The 17899-nt window shown below is 62.1% G+C and carries 9 protein-coding genes; 4 read left to right on the plus strand and 5 right to left on the minus strand.

Annotated elements, in window-relative coordinates:
• Positions 1 to 24 precede the first annotated feature (24 nt).
• Positions 25 to 246: a hypothetical protein gene (locus QWI18_RS17280; RefSeq protein WP_065989581.1), complete on the plus strand. Its 222-nt coding sequence runs from the start codon at positions 25 to 27 to the stop codon at positions 244 to 246.
• A gap of 167 nt (positions 247 to 413) precedes the next feature.
• Here the strand turns inward: QWI18_RS17280 and QWI18_RS17285 are convergent, their stop codons facing one another.
• On the minus strand, positions 414 to 917 hold the full coding sequence (locus QWI18_RS17285; RefSeq protein WP_369319369.1) for a nucleoside 2-deoxyribosyltransferase: 504 nt from the start codon (positions 915 to 917) through the stop codon (positions 414 to 416).
• Between the two features lie 163 nt (positions 918 to 1080).
• Here QWI18_RS17285 and QWI18_RS17290 point away from each other — a divergent pair, with 163 nt between their 5' ends.
• Positions 1081 to 2742, plus strand: a complete 1662-nt coding sequence (locus QWI18_RS17290; protein WP_369319370.1) for a VRR-NUC domain-containing protein — start codon at positions 1081 to 1083, stop codon at positions 2740 to 2742.
• Between the two features lie 406 nt (positions 2743 to 3148).
• Here QWI18_RS17290 and QWI18_RS17295 read toward each other — a convergent pair whose 3' ends face one another.
• The 3 genes from QWI18_RS17295 to mfd are packed head-to-tail and all read right to left on the minus strand — an operon-like array spanning position 3149 to position 9881.
• Entirely contained in the window at positions 3149 to 5857 is a 2709-nt protein-coding gene (locus QWI18_RS17295) for a DEAD/DEAH box helicase (protein ID WP_369319371.1), read from the minus strand.
• Positions 5858 to 5870: 13 nt separating this feature from the next.
• Positions 5871 to 6407 (minus strand): CsiV family protein, encoded by a 537-nt coding sequence (locus QWI18_RS17300; RefSeq protein ID WP_192134250.1) that lies wholly within the window; start codon positions 6405 to 6407, stop codon positions 5871 to 5873.
• Positions 6408 to 6416: 9 nt separating this feature from the next.
• The gene (gene mfd / locus QWI18_RS17305; protein ID WP_122538021.1) at positions 6417 to 9881 is read right to left on the minus strand and encodes a transcription-repair coupling factor; all 3465 of its coding nucleotides are present in this window, start codon (positions 9879 to 9881) and stop codon (positions 6417 to 6419) included.
• A 169-nt stretch (positions 9882 to 10050) separates the two neighbouring features.
• Here mfd and QWI18_RS17310 point away from each other — a divergent pair, with 169 nt between their 5' ends.
• Complete coding sequence (locus QWI18_RS17310; protein ID WP_065989594.1) at positions 10051 to 11514, plus strand: glyceraldehyde-3-phosphate dehydrogenase; 1464 nt, start codon at positions 10051 to 10053, stop codon at positions 11512 to 11514.
• Between the two features lie 138 nt (positions 11515 to 11652).
• Here the strand turns inward: QWI18_RS17310 and QWI18_RS17315 are convergent, their stop codons facing one another.
• Positions 11653 to 12945 carry an MFS transporter gene (locus QWI18_RS17315; RefSeq protein ID WP_065989595.1) on the minus strand — a complete coding sequence of 431 codons (1293 nt, stop codon included), beginning with the start codon at positions 12943 to 12945 and terminating at the stop codon, positions 11653 to 11655.
• A 297-nt stretch (positions 12946 to 13242) separates the two neighbouring features.
• On the opposite strand from QWI18_RS17315, the gene QWI18_RS17320 reads away from it, so the two are divergent.
• Positions 13243 to 17856, plus strand: coding sequence for a DUF6543 domain-containing protein (locus tag QWI18_RS17320; protein WP_369319372.1), 4614 nt, complete (start codon positions 13243 to 13245; stop codon positions 17854 to 17856).
• Positions 17857 to 17899: the final 43 nt, after the last annotated feature.

Raw genomic sequence — 17899 nt, forward strand, 5'->3', positions numbered from 1 at the left:
CATTCAACTTCCGGAGCGTCAACGATGCAGGTACAGATCCAGCCACAGACCCGCCAGCCGGGCGCCCACGCCATCGCCTATCTGGCCCACGATGGCGAGCATTTCGGCGGCGATCAGTCGCCCCTCAACGACGCCGATTCCGACGAAGACCGCGACCCGGAGGGCGAACTGGATTTGAGCGAACTGGATCTGGACGAGTTCGCCGACGCTGACAAGCTGGACATCAGTTCGTCGAACCTGGAATAGACGAGGGCGTTGGTGCTCGTATCAAATTCATGAAGACACCGCAGATGGATCTGCCGTCTGAGGATCTGTGGGAGCGAGCTTGCTCGCGAAGACGGCAGTACATCCGCCAGATATTCAGCGGATGTACCCACCACTTCGCGAGCAAGCTCACTCCTACAGTGTTGGGTTCAGCCAGCCAGATGCGCAGCCAATGCCTCAACCGCCTGCTCCGCCGTCTCGCTACTGCCGGCCCAGGTACACGCCAGCATCAAATTACGCGGCAAACCGAAATCCTCCACCTGAAACCCCTGCGCGTCGAAGCCTGCCGCGTCATGGGCAATTTGCTCGCGCAACGAGCCATTCGCTGCGAAATACGCCCAGACCGGTTTGCCCAGCGCAACGGCCATTCCCACTTCGAAAGCCGTGCCTGAATCCGGCTCGGCGCCGCGAAACGGGTCGAGGTTGGCCAGCACCGCGTCGCAGCCTTTGATCATCGCGATATTGGCATTGCAAATGACCGCGGCGGCCTCTTCAGGCGACAGCCCCTGAGGCACTTCGTTATCAAAAGGGTACAAACCCTCAAGACCGTGCCGAGCGCAGAGGGCTTTCAACGCGCGGCCGTGCTCGATGGCGTCGGCGCGAAACACGTCGAAGCCCGCGAGATAAACGAGGGGTTTGTCAGCGGAAGCCATGACGATCTCCTGAAAAATGCGTGAAGGGAGTGTAGCGGGTGGGCAGCGCTCTTTGGTCCGCGCCGTTGATCGGGCGGGCGCCATCCTACAGCAGTCAGGGCTGGAATCTGTACGGATAACCAGTATCCTGACGCTCTTCCGTCAGCCTTTACGTGACCTCGCCGTGAGCCTTTCCCCCCTCGACAATCCGTTTTATTACCTGGACAACTTCCGCCAGGTCCTGAACTGGATCGCCCAGCGCTACGACGACCTGCTCGATGAAGACGAGCGTCGCTTCATCAACGATTTTGCCCAGCTGCCGCAGCCAGCACAGGCCTTGCTGGTGCGCATGGTCATGCGCAAAGGCACGCTGTTCCGCGCCAGCAAGCTGGATTACGCCGAGATCGGCGATGTCCGGTTGGCCGCCGCGCCGTTGCTGGAATCCGGCTGGGTCGACGGTCAGCCTCATCTGGACCTTCACGCTCTGTTCGCGCTGCTGCGCAAAGATGAGCTGGGCCAGTGTTTCAAAGCCCACGGCGTCAAAAGCGCCGAGAAAAAATCCGACCTGCTGCAGCGCCTGCTGCCGATCTACGAATCGCCCCAGCGCCTGGAGCACTGGTTTGCCGGGTTTGAAGAAGTGATCTTCGCCCTCCAGGTCATGCCCCTGTGCGACCGGCTTCGCCTGCTGTACTTCGGCAATCTGTACCAGGAATGGTCGGAGTTTGTCCTGGCGGACCTGGGCATCTATCGCTACGAGAAAGTCGAGTTTTCCGTCGAGTCCCGTGGCATCAACCAACGCGCCGACATCGACACCTGCGTGCACCTGCACAGCTGCCGACAGGCGCTGGACGACGGCATGGCATTGACCGACCTGGCGCCGCAAGCGCTGGCGGTCACGACCGACAACCCCTGGCTGGCCATGCGTCGCGCCAAGCTGTTGTTCAAGATCGGTCAGCAGGCCGAACGCGAACAGGACTGGCCGCTGGCGCTCAGCGTCTACGCGCAGTCCAGCTACCCCGGCGCCCGTGTGCGCAGGATTCGCGTGCTCGAACGCAGCGAGCAATTTCTCGACGCGATGACGTTGCTGCTGGAAGCCCAGTTGGCGCCGGAGAACGACGAAGAAACCCAACACCTGCTGCGCATACAGCCGCGTCTGAAACGCAAGCTGGGCGAGGGCAGCGTGCAGAAACGGTTGAAACGAACGGTCACTCGGCTTGATTTGAGCGTGCTGCCGCTGCCCGATCACAGCGTCGAACGGCTGATCCAGCAGCACCTGGCGGAAGAGGGCAGCGAGGTGCACTACGTCGAGAATGCGCTGGTCAATTCGCTGTTCGGTTTGCTCTGTTGGCGGGCGATCTTCGCGCCACTGCCGGGGGCTTTTTTCCACCCGTTTCACAGCGCACCGAGTGACCTCTACAGCCCGGACTTTTACCAACGCCGCGCAGCCCTGTTCGACGAATGCCTGGCGCAGCTCGACGACCAGCGTTACGAAGCAGTGATCCGCGACACCTACCTCAGCAAATTCGGCCTGCAATCGCCCTTCGTGTTCTGGGGCGCGCTGACCCCCGAACTGCTGGATCAAGCGCTGCATTGCCTGCCGGCGCAACACCTCAAACGCTGGTTCCGCCGCCTGCTGCAAGACATCAAAGCCAACCGCACCGGCATGCCCGACCTCATCCAGTTCTACCCCGAACAACGCCGCTACCGAATGATCGAAGTCAAAGGCCCCGGCGACCGCCTGCAAGACAACCAACTGCGCTGGATCGACTTCTGCGCCGAACACGACATGCCGGTGGTGGTGTGCTATGTGAAATGGGCGGAAGAAGAAGTGCGGGCGGTGGGGTGAGCTGGGATTGGCTGACGCGGGGACAGATTAATTTACGGTGAAGCGCTGTAAATAAATCAGTCCCCTTTAAACAAAAGGCTTCCCGGCTAATGCCGGTCCTACTAACCGCTTTTGATCTTCATACGCAAAAAGTTCAGACACCGCCAATCGCGACTTGGGTGCAGGCCGAACGCAGACGACGCGGAGTGGGTCGAGCCGCATGGATGCGGCGAGAGCGCCGTCAGGACATGGATGTCCGTTCGGCGCGGGCCCACGGAGCGTCGTCGGAGTGAGGGTACCCTGACGAAGGAAGGGCCCAACCAGGAGCAAGCACCCTTGGTTACTTGGGGTGCTTTTCCAAGTAACTCGCCGAAGGCGAAACAGTCTGCCCCCAGGCAGACGCTCTTGATCCAAAAAATAAGCTGCCTTAGCGCTTCACCTTTTTGGCCACCACCGGCAACGGCGCAAACAACGCCGCAATATCCTCATCCTGCAACTTCCAGTCCCCAGCCTTGCGCCCATCCAGCACACCCGCCGCCAGCGCCGCCTTCTCCTGCTGCAAATGCTGAATCTTCTCCTCCACCGTCCCCCGCGCAATCATCTTGTACACGAACACCGGCTTATCCTGACCAATCCGATACGCCCGATCCGTCGCCTGATTCTCCGCCGCAGGGTTCCACCACGGATCATAGTGAATCACCGTATCGGCCGCCGTCAGATTCAGCCCCGTGCCCCCCGCCTTCAGACTGATCAGAAAAATCGAATGCTTGCCGCTCTGGAAATCCTGCACCGGCACCCGCCGGTCCTTGGTCTTCCCGGTCAGCAGCGAATACGCGATCCCGCGCTGCTTCAACTCCGCCTCAATCAACTCCAGCATCGACGTAAATTGCGAGAACAATAGAATCTTGCGGTTTTCCGCAAACAACTCCTCCAGCATCTCCATCAGGCTGTCCAGCTTGCCCGAACTCGACTGCCGCGGATTGACCGGCGCACTGTTGACCAGCCGCAGGTCACAGCAGACCTGACGCAGCTTGAGCAACGCTTCAAGGATAATGATCTGGCTGCGCCCCACGCCTTTCCGGGTGATCTCGTCGCGGACCTTCTTGTCCATCGCCAGACGCATGGTTTCGTACACATCGCGCTGGGTGTCATTGAGCTCGACCCAATGCACGATCTCGGTCTTCGGCGGCAGCTCGGTCGCCACCTGCTCCTTGGTCCGGCGCAGCAGGAATGGCTTGATCCGCGCATTGAGGTGCTCCAGGCGCTCCTCGTTGCCGAGCTTTTCGATCGGCGTGCGGTAATTGCTGTTGAACTGCTTGGCATCCCCCAGCCAGCCGGGCATCAGGAAATGGAAAAGCGACCACAACTCGCCCAAGTGGTTTTCCAGCGGCGTACCGCTCAGGCACAGACGCTGCCGCGCATTCAACTCACGCGCCGCCTGCGCCGCTTTGCTATTGGGATTCTTGATGTACTGCGCTTCATCAAGCACCAACACATGAAACAGTTGCTGGCTGAGCACTTCAACGTCGCGCGGAAGCAGGGCATAGGTGGTCAGGATCAGGTCGACATCCTGCAGGCGCTTGAAATCCTGATGGCGCTGGGTGCCGAACAGCGCCAGCACGTTGAGTTGCGGCGTGAAGTGCTTCGCCTCGTCCATCCAGTTGGGGATCAGGCTGGTGGGCATCACCACCAGCGCCGGCCGATCGAGACGCCCGGCCTGTTTCTCCAGCAGCAGGTGCGCCAGGGTTTGCAGGGTCTTGCCCAGGCCCATGTCATCAGCGAGCACGCCACCGACTTCCAGCTCGCGCAACGCCTGCATCCAGCTCAGGCCCTCCAGCTGATAAGGCCGCAACGTCGCATTCAGGCCTTCCGGCACCTCGCCGCGCACATCCTTGATGTTCACCAGTCGTTCGGAGAACTGCCGCAGCCGGTCGCCGCCCTGCCACACCAGCGGCAAGTCATCGAGCTGCCGGAGCCGCGCGGCGTCCGCAGTATTCAGGCGAATGGCGTTGTTGCCATCCTCGCGCCAGTAGAAATCGCCGAGGGTCGCCAGCACCGGTTTCAATCGGCCATAAGGCAGCGCCACCTGAATCGGCACGCCCCCACGCTGAGTGAAATGGTTGAGCTGAACCAACAACTGCTCGTCGTCCCGACGCTTGGCGATACCGCTGGCGGTCATCAATTCCGGGTGGGTGCGCAGCAGGTTGATCAGGATCGGCAGCAGGCTCAGCCGCTCGCCGTTGACGATGATCCCCAGCTCCAGATCGAACCAGTCGCGCTCCGGCTCGTCATCGACCACGGCATACCAGTCGTCCACCGGGGTCACGTCGAAGCCGAAGTCTTCGCTCATCTCGACCTGCCAGCCTTCGGCGCGCAACCGGGGCAACTCGTCGAGAATGAAGCTCAGCCAGGCTTTGTCGTTCGGCAGCTCGAACATTTCGCCAGCACTGTCCGGTAGCGCCTTGCTCTGGCGGGTGGCGATGCGGAAGCCCAGCTCCTGGAGCTGTTTGCGGTACACGCCTTCACGCTCCGGATGCCGGCGCATGCGCAGCGTCTCGTCCGGCAAATGCCAGAGGATGTCGCCGCCACGGCCCGGGGCAGGCACGCCGGACACATAGGATTCGCGATAGCGAAACGCCAGGGCGGCGCGGTGCTGGATGTGCCGCTGCATCTTGCCGTTGCGCGGCTCGTAGGCGCTGTACTCGAAGCTGGCGAGAATCAACCGCGGCTCGGGCTTGATGTTCTTTTCCAGGCGCTCGGGCAACTTGGGTTTTTGCTCGACGACGTTCGGCCTGCGCGCAACCGCTTCGCCATCGACCGCTGCCAGAATCCCGGGGCTGTTTTCCGGGGCCTGCAAAAAGAACAGCGCCGCCGCACAGTGCTTGCAGTTGTTTCTGACCGGGCAGGTGCATTTGCCGACGATGAAATTGCGCGTGCGCTCCGGGTCCTTGAACAACAGCGTCTGGGTGTAGTTCTCCAGGCTTGAACCCCGGCACACTGTGCGCACGACATCGCCGCTCAGGTGGTCGAGCATGACGCGCTTCTGCCGCGCGTACTCCAGACCCCGCTCGACTGACTGGGTTTTGAACAGGGGTTCCCACGGCAGGGCGAGGGCTTTTTCCAGGTTGGACGCCACGTCTAGGCCTGCGTCAGCGGGGTGGCTGGACAGGAGAAACCTTGATCAGCATGGCGAGGCTTCCGTTGTCCATGTAAGTAAGTTCTCCGTTTCTGACCCGGGTGGCCTGACGCATGCGTTCGCTGGTCACCAACACGCCATGACTGTCCACCTGGTTGACCCAGAAATTCGCGTCGATGTCAGTGAAGCGCGCCAGACCCAGGCTCACCGTCCCCTCGATGGGGAAGTGCCCGAACTGCTCCTGACCGTCACTGATCGCCACCTTGCTCGGCGTGGCGCTGAGGTCCTGTTGCCAGGCGGTGTGCAGCAGCACTTTATAGCCGTCGCTTGATTCCAGCTTGTTCACCAGGGTGTCCAGCGCTGTCGGCGTCTGGCTGTCCGTGCCCAGCCGCTGTGCCCCTTCGGCCCAGTTTTCCGGCGCGGGTTGATTGGTCGCCGCCGGCTCGCCGTTCTGGCGGAACAGGATCAGTTCCACCTGATAGGCGCCATCGGCGAAGGCCGCCGGGGCAAACAGCACCAGCAGCAGGGTGAAGGAGCGGATCAAACCCATGGTGAATCCTTAAGCCGATTTTTTGGAAGGCGGTGGGGTCAGGCGTTCGAACAGCGCCTCCAGCGTGGCAAAGCGTTCTTCGGGGCGCTCCATCGGTACCATGAATTTGAACAGCGTGGCGCCTTCGAACTTGTAGCGTTTGGGCTGGCTCTGGATCAGCTTGATCAGCGTCAGCGGGTCGACCGGGGTCTCGGCCGCGAACTCGATGCGTCCACCCTGGGGCCCGGCGTCGACCTTCTTGATGCCCAGTTGCTCTGCCTTCAGCTTGAGGGACGTCAGCCGCACCAGGTTTTTGGTGGGTTCCGGCAACAGACCGAAGCGGTCGATCATCTCGACCTGCAGGTCCTTGAGGCCCTCTTCATCGGCGGCGTTGGCGATGCGCTTGTACAGAATCAGGCGCGTATGGACGTCCGGCAAATAGGCTTCCGGAATCAGCCCCGGCACCCGCAGATTGACCTCGGGACCGCCACCCAGCGGCTGGTCGAGGTTCGGCTGCTCGCCCTTGCGGATCGACTTCACCGCGCGTTCGAGCATTTCCATGTACAGGGTGAAACCCACCGCTTGAATCTGCCCGCTCTGGCCGTCGCCGAGCAGTTCGCCGGCGCCACGGATTTCCAGGTCGTTGGTGGCGAGCACGAAGCCTGCGCCGAGGTCTTGGGTGTTGGCGATCGCCTCCAGACGCTTCTCGGCATCCGGGGTGATCTGCTTGCGCGGCGGCGTCAGCAGGTAGGCGTAGGCCTGGTGGTGACTGCGCCCGACCCGGCCGCGCAACTGATGCAGCTGGGCCAGACCGAATTTGTCGGCACGTTCGATGATGATGGTGTTGGCGCTCGGCACGTCGATGCCGGTCTCGATGATGGTCGAGGCGATCAGCACGTTGAAGCGCTTGTGGTAGAAATCGCTCATCACCTGTTCGAGATCACGCTCGTGCATCTGCCCGTGGCCGATGCCGATGCGCGCTTCCGGCACCAGTTCGGCCAGGTCTGCGGCGCATTTCTCGATGGTCTTCACATCGTTGTGCAGGTAGTACACCTGACCGCCGCGCAGCAACTCACGCAGCAACGCCTCTTTCACGGTCGGCTTGTTCTGCTCCATCACGAAGGTGCGCACCGACAGACGACGGGCCGGCGGCGTGGCGATGATCGACAGGTCACGCATGCCGGCCACGGCCATGTTCAGGGTCCGCGGGATCGGCGTGGCGGTGAGGGTCAGAATGTCGACCTCACTGCGCAGGGCCTTGAGCTGTTCCTTCTGACGCACACCGAAGCGGTGCTCTTCGTCGATGATCACCAGTCCGAGGTTTTTGATCTTGACGTCGTCCTGGAGCAACTTGTGGGTGCCGATGACGATGTCGATCTTGCCCTCGGCCAGATCGGCCACGGCGGCGTTGATCTCTTTCGCCGACTTGAAGCGGCTCATCACTTCAACCGTCACCGGCCAGTCAGCGAAACGGTCGCGGAAACTGTTGTAGTGCTGCTGGGCGAGGAGGGTGGTGGGCACCAGAATCGCCACCTGGCGGCCGCCGTGTACGGCGATGAACGCCGCGCGCATGGCCACTTCGGTCTTGCCGAAGCCGACGTCACCGCAGACCAGACGGTCCATGGGCTTGGGCGCGAGCATGTCGGCGCGCACGGCCTCGATGGTGGTCTGCTGATCCGGGGTTTCTTCGAACGGGAAGCCGGCGCTGAAGGTGTCGTAGTCCAGCTTCGGATCGGCGAAGGCATACCCTTCGCGGGCGGCGCGGCGGGCATAGATGTCGAGCAGCTCGGCGGCCACGTCGCGGACCTGTTCGGCGGCCTTGCGCTTGGCTTTCTGCCAGGCTTCCGAACCCAGACGGTGCAAAGGCGCGAGCTCGTCATCGCTGCCGGTGTAGCGGGCGATCAGGTGCAGGTTGGCCACCGGCACGTACAGCTTGGCCTCTTCGGCGTAGGCCAGCATCAGGAACTCGGCGACCTGATTCTCGACCTCCAGCGTGGCCAGCCCCAGATAACGGCCGACCCCGTGATCGATGTGCACCACCGGCGCGCCTTCACGCAGCTCGGCGAGGTTTTTGATCACCGCGTCGCTGGCGTGGCTGTCGGCGCGCTTGTCGCGACGACGACGCTGCATGACCCGCTGACCGAACAACGGGCTTTCTGCCACCAGCGCCAGCGCCGGCTCCTCCAGCACCAGGCCTTCGTCCAAAGGCCCGATGGTGATCGCCAGACGCTCCTTGCTGTCGACGAACTCCTGCCAGCTGTCCAGGGTTTTCGGGCGCAGCTTCAGGCGTTCGAGCAGCTCCAGCAACACTTCACGGCGACCGGCGGATTCGGCCGTAAACAGCACGCGTCCCGGGAACTCGCCGAGGAATTTCGACAGCGCCGCCAGCGGTTGATTTGCTTTGGCTTCGATGGCCAGATCAGGCAGCACCTGCGCCGGAAAACGCTCGCGGCCAACGCCGCTTTCGACGTCGTCCTGACTGGCGACCACGCGGGGCCAGTTTTTCAGGCGGGCAAAACAGTCGTCCACCGGCAGGAACAGCTCGGCCGGTGGCAGCAGCGGGCGCTCCGGGTCGACACGGCGCTCTTCGTAGCGATTGCGCACGTCCTTCCAGAACGTCTCCGCCGCCGCTTCGATCCCTGGCATCGAGAACACCTGGGTGTCCTGGGGCAGGTAGTCGAACAGGGTGGAGGTCTCTTCGAAGAACAGCGGGATGTAGTACTCGATACCGGCGGGGGTGATGCCGCTGTTCAAGTCCTGGAAGATCGGGCTGCGGCGGAAGTCGACGTCGAAGCGTTCGCGGAAGCGCGCCTTGAAGCGGGTCACGGCTTCCTTCTGCAGCGGGAATTCTTTCGCCGGCAACAGACGCACCGAATCGACCTTGTCGATGGAGCGCTGGGTTTCCGGCTCGAAGGTGCGCAGGGTTTCGATCTCGTCATCGAACAGGTCGATGCGGTAAGGCAGTTTGCTGCCCATCGGGAACAGGTCGATCAGCGCGCCACGGACGGTGAACTCGCCGTGCTCATACACCGTGTCGACGTAGCGATAGCCGCTGGCTTCAAGGCGGGTGCGCATGGCGTCGACGTCGAGCTTCTGGCCGACGTCGAGCACCAGGCTGCTGCCGAGCAGGAAACTGGTCGGCGCCAGACGGTGCAGGGCGGTGGTGATCGGCACCACCAGCACGCCGTGCACCAGCTCCGGCAGCCGGTACAGGCTGGCGATGCGCTGGGAGATGATGTCCTGATGGGGCGAGAACAGATCGTAGGGTAGGGTTTCCCAATCGGGGAAATGCAAGACCGGGAGATCAGGGGCAAAAAACTTCAGTTCCTGTTCCAGTCGCTCGGCGCTCTGGCTGTCTGCGGTGAGCAGCAGGGTGAAGCGTTTCGCGGCGCTGGCAGCCTCGGCGATGGCGAGACTCAGGGCGGCACCGGGGAGGTTACCCCAATGTTGTTTGCCTGCTGCAGCAGGCAGAATCGGAAGGCGCAGAACGGGCACGGAAGTTAAAGCTCCAGGCGTTTCGGCAAAGCCGGGGAGTGTAACTAATCCGCAGAGACGCTGTCAGTTTTGTGCGCCGGGAATTATGTAGTGCTCCAGGTCGTGAAAAGTCTGGATTGCTCATAAACAAAGGCCTGTGCATAATGTAGTCCCTTTTTTCAGCCCCTACATGTGGAAGGTTCCCGTGACTCAGAAGCCCGACCAGTGTCTTGGTGAATGGATCGATCGTGAAGCCCTCGCCGAGGCGATGATCCCGCTTATCGGTCAGCTCTACCGCAATAATAATGTGGTGAGTTCGATCTATGGCCGCAGCCTGATCAACCGTTCAGTCATCGCGATTCTCAAAGCACACCGCTTTGCGCGTCACCGCCAGGCTGACGCCAGCGAGTTGTCCGTACACGAGACGTTCCCCCTCGTCAAAGCCATGAGCGAGCTCAAGCTGGGCGCCGCTTCGGTGGACCTGGGCAAGCTGGCGGTGAAGTACAAGGCCGAGGCCAATGGCCGCACCCCTGAAGAGTTCATCCGCGAAGAAATGGCCGAGGTCATCGGTCAGCAGAATTCCGGTGAGCGCAAGGGCACTGACGTCGTACTGTACGGCTTCGGTCGCATCGGTCGTCTGCTGGCACGCATCCTGATCGAAAAAACCGGTGGCGGCGACGGCCTGCGTCTGCGCGCCATCGTGGTCCGCAAGGGCGCTGAAAACGATCTGGTCAAGCGCGCGAGCCTGCTGCGCCGCGACTCGGTCCACGGTCCTTTCGACGGCACCATCACCATTGATGAAGCCAACAACACCATTTGCGCCAACGGCAACCTGATTCAGGTGATCTACGCCAAGAACCCGGCCGAGGTGGATTACACCCAGTACGGTATCAAGGACGCGCTGCTGGTCGACAACACCGGTGTGTGGCGCGATGCCGAGGGCCTGGGCCAGCACCTGCAATGCCCGGGCATCGACCGCGTGGTTCTGACCGCGCCGGGCAAGGGCAAACTGAAGAACATCGTGCACGGCATCAACCATCAGCAGATCACCGCTGATGACAAGATCATCTCGGCGGCGTCCTGCACCACCAACGCCATCGTGCCGGTGCTCAAGGCGGTCAACGACAAGTTCGGCATCGTCAACGGTCACGTCGAAACGGTTCACTCGTACACCAACGACCAGAACCTGATCGACAACTTCCACAAGGGCGATCGCCGTGGCCGCAGCGCTGCGCTGAACATGGTCATCACCGAAACCGGTGCGGCCACCGCTGCAGCCAAGGCCCTGCCCGAGCTGGCCGGCAAGCTGACCGGCAACGCGATCCGCGTTCCAACGCCAAACGTGTCCATGGCCATCCTCAACCTGAATCTGGGCACTGCGACCACCCGCGAAGAGATGAACGAGTACCTGCGCCACACTGCGCTGTATTCGGATCTGCACAAACAGATCGACTTCGTGAACTCCCTGGAAGTGGTCTCCACCGACTTCGTCGGCTCGCGTTACGCCGGTGTGGTGGATGCCGAAGCGACCATCGCCATGGATAACCGCGTTGTGCTGTACGTCTGGTACGACAACGAATTCGGCTACAGCTGCCAGGTGGTCCGCGTGATGGAAGAAATGACCGGGGTCAACCCGCCAGCCTTCCCGAAGTAGGTTGAAAGCAGCGGCAAGCGCTAAGCCGCAAGCTGCAAGCTGAACTGCGAAGAAAAAAAACGCCCCGACTGGTTCGGGGCGTTTTTGTTTTTACTTGCTGCTTGAAGCTTGCCGCTTGTCGCTTATAGCTCTCGGCGATCAACCGACCGCTGTCACGCCCTGAATCCGCGTCTGACCCTTGCGGAACAGCACCAGCGTGGCGATCAGGCCCAGCACCGCCGCGCCGCTCAGCCAGATGCCCGGTGCGGCTTTGTTGTCCAGCACGTGAATCAGGTAAGTACAGGCCGCCGGCGTGAAGCCGCCGAACGTCGCAGTCGCCAGGCTGTAGGCCAGGGAGAAGCCGGTGGTGCGTACTTCGACCGGCATGATTTCGGTCAGGGAAACCACCATCGCGCCGTTGTACGAGCCGTACAGGAAGGACAGCCACAGCTCGACCATCAGCAGGTTGCCGAAGCTCGGGTTGGCGGTCAGCCAGGACAGGGCAGGGTACGCCGTGATGATCGCCAGAATGGTCGCCGCCAGCAGCAGGGGCTTGCGGCCGATCCGGTCCGACAGCGCACCCATCACCGGCAGCCAGATGAAGTTCGAGATACCGACGCAGACGGTCACCAGCAAGCTGTCCAGATCAGACAGGTGCAGCTCGTTTTTGCCGAACGTCGGGGTATAGGCGGTGATCAGGTAAAACGACACGGTGGTCATGACCACCAGCGCCATGCCGGCGATGACCAGACCGAAGTTCTGACCGATCGACTTGACCACTTCGCCCAGGCTTGGGCGGTGGTGTTGCGCGCGGGCTTCGAACTCAGGGGTTTCTTCGAGGGAACGGCGGATCACGAAGATCGCCGGAACGATCAGGCAGCCAATCAGGAACGGCACGCGCCAGCCCCATTGGCCCATGTCTTCCGGGCTCAGCCAGTGGTTCAGGCCGACGCCCAGCAGACCGGCGAAAACCACCGCGGCCTGTTGGCTAGCCGACTGCCAGCTGACGAAGAAGCCCTTGCGGCCCGGCGTGGAAATCTCCGCCAGATAAACCGAGACGCCGCCCAGTTCAACCCCGGCCGAGAAGCCTTGCAGCAGGCGGCCAATCAACACCAGGATCGGTGCGGCGACGCCCAGGGTCGCGTAACCCGGCACGCAGGCAATCAGCACCGTACCCATGGCCATCATCGCCAGCGTAATCACCAGGCCTTTTTTCCGGCCGTGATGGTCGATGTAGGCGCCGAGGAAAATGGCACCCAGCGGGCGCATGAGAAAGCCGGCGCCAAAGGTCGCCAGCGACAGCATCAACGATGCGAATTCACTGTCGGCGGGGAAGAAGGTTTTGGCGATGGCCGTGGCGTAAAAGCCATAGACCATGAAGTCAAACATTTCAAGGAAGTTGCCGCTCACAACGCGAAATATCGCCTTGCCTTTGCCCGTGTTCGAGGCCATCTGGAATTACTCACTTAAGCTGTCTAGCTGGGGGGATCCGTTGTATTTATGCGTCCTCTGCTGCGGCGCCCGCGCTTGGCCTCGGGCGCCCCAGATTTGTAACGATATGTGTAAAGCTGGCGGTTGGCAATCAGAACGCCCCGCCCATCGACCACGGACCTCCCGCTGCGCCCACGCGAAAACAATATTTATGTATCCCATCGATGGGCTCATTCCCGGTTTAACTCCCCGCAAATTCTCTCAGTGCCTGACAGGCCCCTGAGAGATCCTCAATCCCTTGCACGAGTTAACCGGCAAATGAGCCCGAAATTTGACCTGATCGCTGCGGCTTCCCGGCGACCGACCCTGAATGACGTCGCGATCAAGCAGCTGCATTGCGCAGTGCAACAACAATTCCCGAACCTTGAAATCGATCCCGAGATTTCCGTCATCACCCGTACGGGCCCCGACGGCATTCAGCGCGCGGAAACCCTGCTCAAAAATCTTCAGCAGGCATTTCTGACAGGGAAAACCCCACGCTGGCGCGCCGGCGCCAACACATTTGTCATTGATCCCGCTGTCCGGGACGTGACTGCGACGCCAATCGATTTTGACGAACTGAATATCCTGGTCGATACAGTTGCTCTGGACCTGAACGACCAGTTTCAGCGAGCGACGGTGGAATTCTGGGGCGCGTCGGCGGCAGACGGGCAAACCCTCTGGGCACGCCTCGCCGATGCGTTGAAGAAGGGTTATCTGAAGGCGCTGGACGACACCCCGGGGTTGCCCGAAAACGAGGGGGATTTCCTGCGTCCCCTCGCTTCTTTTTCCGATCAGACCCAGCGCAATTTCATGGTGAGTCTGGACCAGGCCCATCCGGACGATGTCATTCGCGCCTGCATCCCCCAGGCAGTGGACGCCTCGTCACCGGCGTCAGTGCTGCCCGTGCTGGCGGCGACCGGTGTCTGGGGCGGCACGGAGATGTTCTTCACCTGGCAGTCGCCGGGCCTCCTGGTCAGTCATGGCTCGCTGACCGAGCTGATAGCCAGCATCGATACTCCTCAGTCCGTCGCCCATCCCCGGACCTGGGTGCTGCGCGAGGTTGAGGGTGATCTGTTCTGCGCGCTGGCTCAGTCGATACTGGCCCATCAACTGCAGCAGATCGCCCGGCTGGACGCCGCCGACGCGGAAGATTTTGCTGATCTCGATCGCCGTATGGCCGCTGCCACCGACATCACGCCTTTTTTGCTCCCGGCCGTCCCCGGGATGCAAAGCCCCGAGACGCTTCCGGACTGGTTGCGCAACGCCAGTATTGCCGACCGAATGGATTTCAGCCGTCGAATGATTGCCGTGGCGAGCGCTCCGTCGGGGGCACCCGGCACGTTTAACCAAGACCTTCCGCCATTGCTGGATTACGCCAGCCAGCAACTGCAGCGTGAAATGCTCGCCGATCACCCGGAGGCCGCGGATCTGCTGATCGCCGATCTGGACGTGGTTATCCGCAAAGTGATCGCCGCTGCCATTCCCAGCGGTGGTCAAGTGGTCGCCTCAGGCCTGGTCGAGCCCGTACGCATGAGCCTTGCCGAGTTTGCGCTGGAAAACCTTTCCGGCGAGCCGGCCGGTGCGCTGCACGTCGTGCACAGGGACGGCACGCCGGCGCCGGACTGGTTCAGTGGCGATTATCTGCGGTTGCTGGTGTGTCAGGTGGACATCGGGCGCCACTATCCGGCGCTGCTGAAACGGGTGTTGGTGACTGACCCCGTTGAGTCCGCCAAGCGACAGGGGGCGTATATTGCCCAGCTTCGCGCTCAACTGCCTCTGCAGGCGCTGGAGCTGAAAATGCGTGGAGAAGGGCATTTCTGCGACAGCGCCTATCAGCACGTTATCGCCCTCATGCAGCCGCCGCAGCAGCGCCCTCCAGCGATGCGCAACACGACTCTGCGTCCGCTGGCCTTCCACGCAACGGCGGGGTCCCAGGCGGATGAGGTCGCCAACATGTTCGTGATCGGTGATCGCGATACGACCCGAGGACCGGTGTTGCTGTACCGGCCGTTTTCCCGCCAGTCGCTGACTGAGTTCACGTCCTGGGCTGCGCTGCGCACCGCGATTGTCGAGCCGGGCGAACTTCAGAGCGACGTACTGACGTGGATGGACGATCACGCACGGCAGATCTACGCCAATAGCGGCTTTGATCAGCCCCATGTCGTGCGCTTCGGCCAGGGGTCGGAGTTCGCGCCCCTGGAGACGCCGGCGCCTGCACAGCTGGCGGTCGACGAAGTCCTCGGTGATCAGCTGGTTGCGCTGTTCAAGGCCAACGCGTCCGCACTGATCCAGCTGGCGGACAGGCAGTCCACCTCCAACGCCGAAAGCCGCTGGGCGCTGCTCAAACGTGGCGGCTGGCTGGCGCTGGAATCGCTCATGCCTTTCATGTCGGGGCCGGTCGGCCACGCGCTGTGGCTGGTTCAACTGATGAGCGAAACCCAGGGAGCCCTGGCTGAAGACGGCAATGCCACTGCCAGCGAACACAGGGAATCCATGGGCAACGTGCTGCTGACGGTGGCGATGCTGCTGTTGCACAGCTCGCTGGGCGAGGCCGTCACGTCCGGTCGCCAGCGCGCTGCCCGGGTTGTGCGACCGACGCTGGCGGATCTGCTCACAGCGGCGTCGACGCCTTCAAGCGCTTCAAGCGCTTCAAGCGCTTCAAGCGCTTCAAACCCGTCGACCCCGATCATTCCGGCCCCCGCGCCTGATTCAGTTGCCATGCCGGCCAACCTTGAAAACCGGCTCGACTTCACCTGGTCTCGACCCGATCAGAGCCTGACTACGGTGCAGAAGCTGGCGCTGCGGTCGTTCGAAATTCTGCCGACGCCCGAGCTGCCGCAGCCGTCGGACGCTCCTGGCACCCACGGTCTGTATGAGCAGGACGGCGCCTGGTATGCCCACGTCGACAACGCCGTCTTCAGGGTTCAGATCGATGATGGTGACGTGCAGATTGTTCATCCCCACAACCCTGAACGCTCCGGGCCATGGCTGATGCGCGAGGGTGATGTGTGGCGTCTGGACCTCGGGCTGCGACTGCGTGGCGGAGGGCCCAAGCGCAGCGCCCGGCAGTTGGCCCTGGAAAATGCCGCCCGGCTCAAGCGCGTCAACGCCGAGAAGTCCGAGCTGCTGAAGCGTCAGAACGATCTGTACATTCGCATTGTGGCGAACGACAACCGCATTGATGCCACGCCCCTCGAACAGCACCACGAGGTCATTGCGCTGATCGAGACAGACGTCCGTGCCGTGATGGAGATCATTGATCGCAAAAACGAGCTCGATCAGTCGCTGCGTCCTGCCGACCGCACCCCGGACAAAACCTATGCCACGGACCTGCAAGGCATCGCCCGGCGGATCTGTTTGCTGGAGGGCGTGCTGCTCAGCGACATGCTCGTCGTGGCCCAAGAAGACCTGGCCCGGATGCGCGCGGTGTCCAGAACCGTTTCGCCGGAGAATGTGGGGCTTTATCTGGGGTTGTTCGAAAAGTCCCTGGTGCTGCAAGAGAGCGGCGTGCACTGGGCGATGGTCAGAGAGGGACTGTGGCAAAGGCTGCGCGAGGTGCCAAAGGTGGGCGAGGCCTACTGGCGCACGGAGGCGCTGGAGTTCTACAACAACCGCATGTTCTCCCTGATTGATTGGCGCGCCAGTCGCATGTGGTCGTCCCTGGAGCTGTGTTTCAGTGCCGAGAGCGTCCTCGATACCCAAAGAGCTGTCAGGTTCAAGCGTCTGCTCGACGACGACTCGCTGCACGCCGCACTCACCTCCCAGGCGGAGCTGGAAAGGCCTCACGATTACACGATCGCTGAACAGATCAGCGTGCTGGAGAGCTCGCTCAGGGAATATGACCGGGCCTCGATCGTCGCCCTGGCCACCTTTGAGAGTGAGCCCGAGGTGGTCAATCCCACGCACTTTCACCGGTTTTTCGAAGACCTGTCGGCGATTTCCGATCGGGCCGAGCACCGGCTGTCGGCCCTGATACGCGAGAGCGAGGAACCCGCCGATACGCCTGCTGAATATGTCCCGAGGGTCAGGCAGACTCGCAAGCGAGTCATCAAGACCCGAGGGCAGCGCACATTGATCGGCCGACTGCGTGAAGGCGAAGAGCCCTCACTGGGTGAAGTCGTTGAGGTCAAGGCGGCCACCGGTGATCGCGTGGTCGGCGCGTACCACCAGCACGCGGAGGGGGAATGGGTCGAGATTGAGGAGCAGCCACGCAAGCCGGTCAATCGCGACAGTATCGTTCCACTGGCAGAGCTCATGCGTCGAAGCCGCGCCCTGCTGGAACGGGTGGAGCCCGAGATTGCCAGCGCGGTGCGTCAGTCCCGCCGTGCCAACGAGCCCGAGGACATGGAAGACATCCTGGTGCAGAAGGCCGACAAGCTTGGCGAGCTGGTGGAAAAACTGCAGGTCCATCTGGACGACCCCGATGCGGGAGAGGACGGCGCTCGGTCGCTGCAGGCGGTGCTCGACGATTTGCAGGCGGGCCAGTCGCGGTTTCGCGAGCAGGGGCGCCAGCTGCGTATCGAGATGATCAAGCGCCAGCCGCCGACGGCCAGTCGCATCAGTTATCTGGATCGCCAGCACGAGGTGCACATCGCCCGGGTGGAGGGGAGGAAAAACATGTCGGGAGCCCGTCGCAACGATTTTGTCCAGGAGTATGCGATCCGCGACAAGGACGACCACCTCCTGTGGTGGGCGCATTTTCACTACGCCACTGAGCACGCGGCGGCGGATGCCTTCACTGCCGCGCACCTTAAACTCCCGGAACAGCGGCTGATGGGTTACAGCGCGATGCTCAAGGCCGCCAAGGACAACAAGGAAGTGGTGAGCATTTATCGCAGCACCATCGGCAAGGAACTGGCGCAGCGGTTGTTTCTGCATCTGGCCGAGTAATTCCTCAGGCCAGGGCAAAGGCAGATGCCTGGGCGTGCGATTT

The sequence above is a fragment of the Pseudomonas sp. W2Oct36 genome, from assembly GCF_041060465.1.
In the GTDB taxonomy this organism is placed as follows: Bacteria; Pseudomonadota; Gammaproteobacteria; order Pseudomonadales; family Pseudomonadaceae; genus Aquipseudomonas; species Aquipseudomonas graminis_B.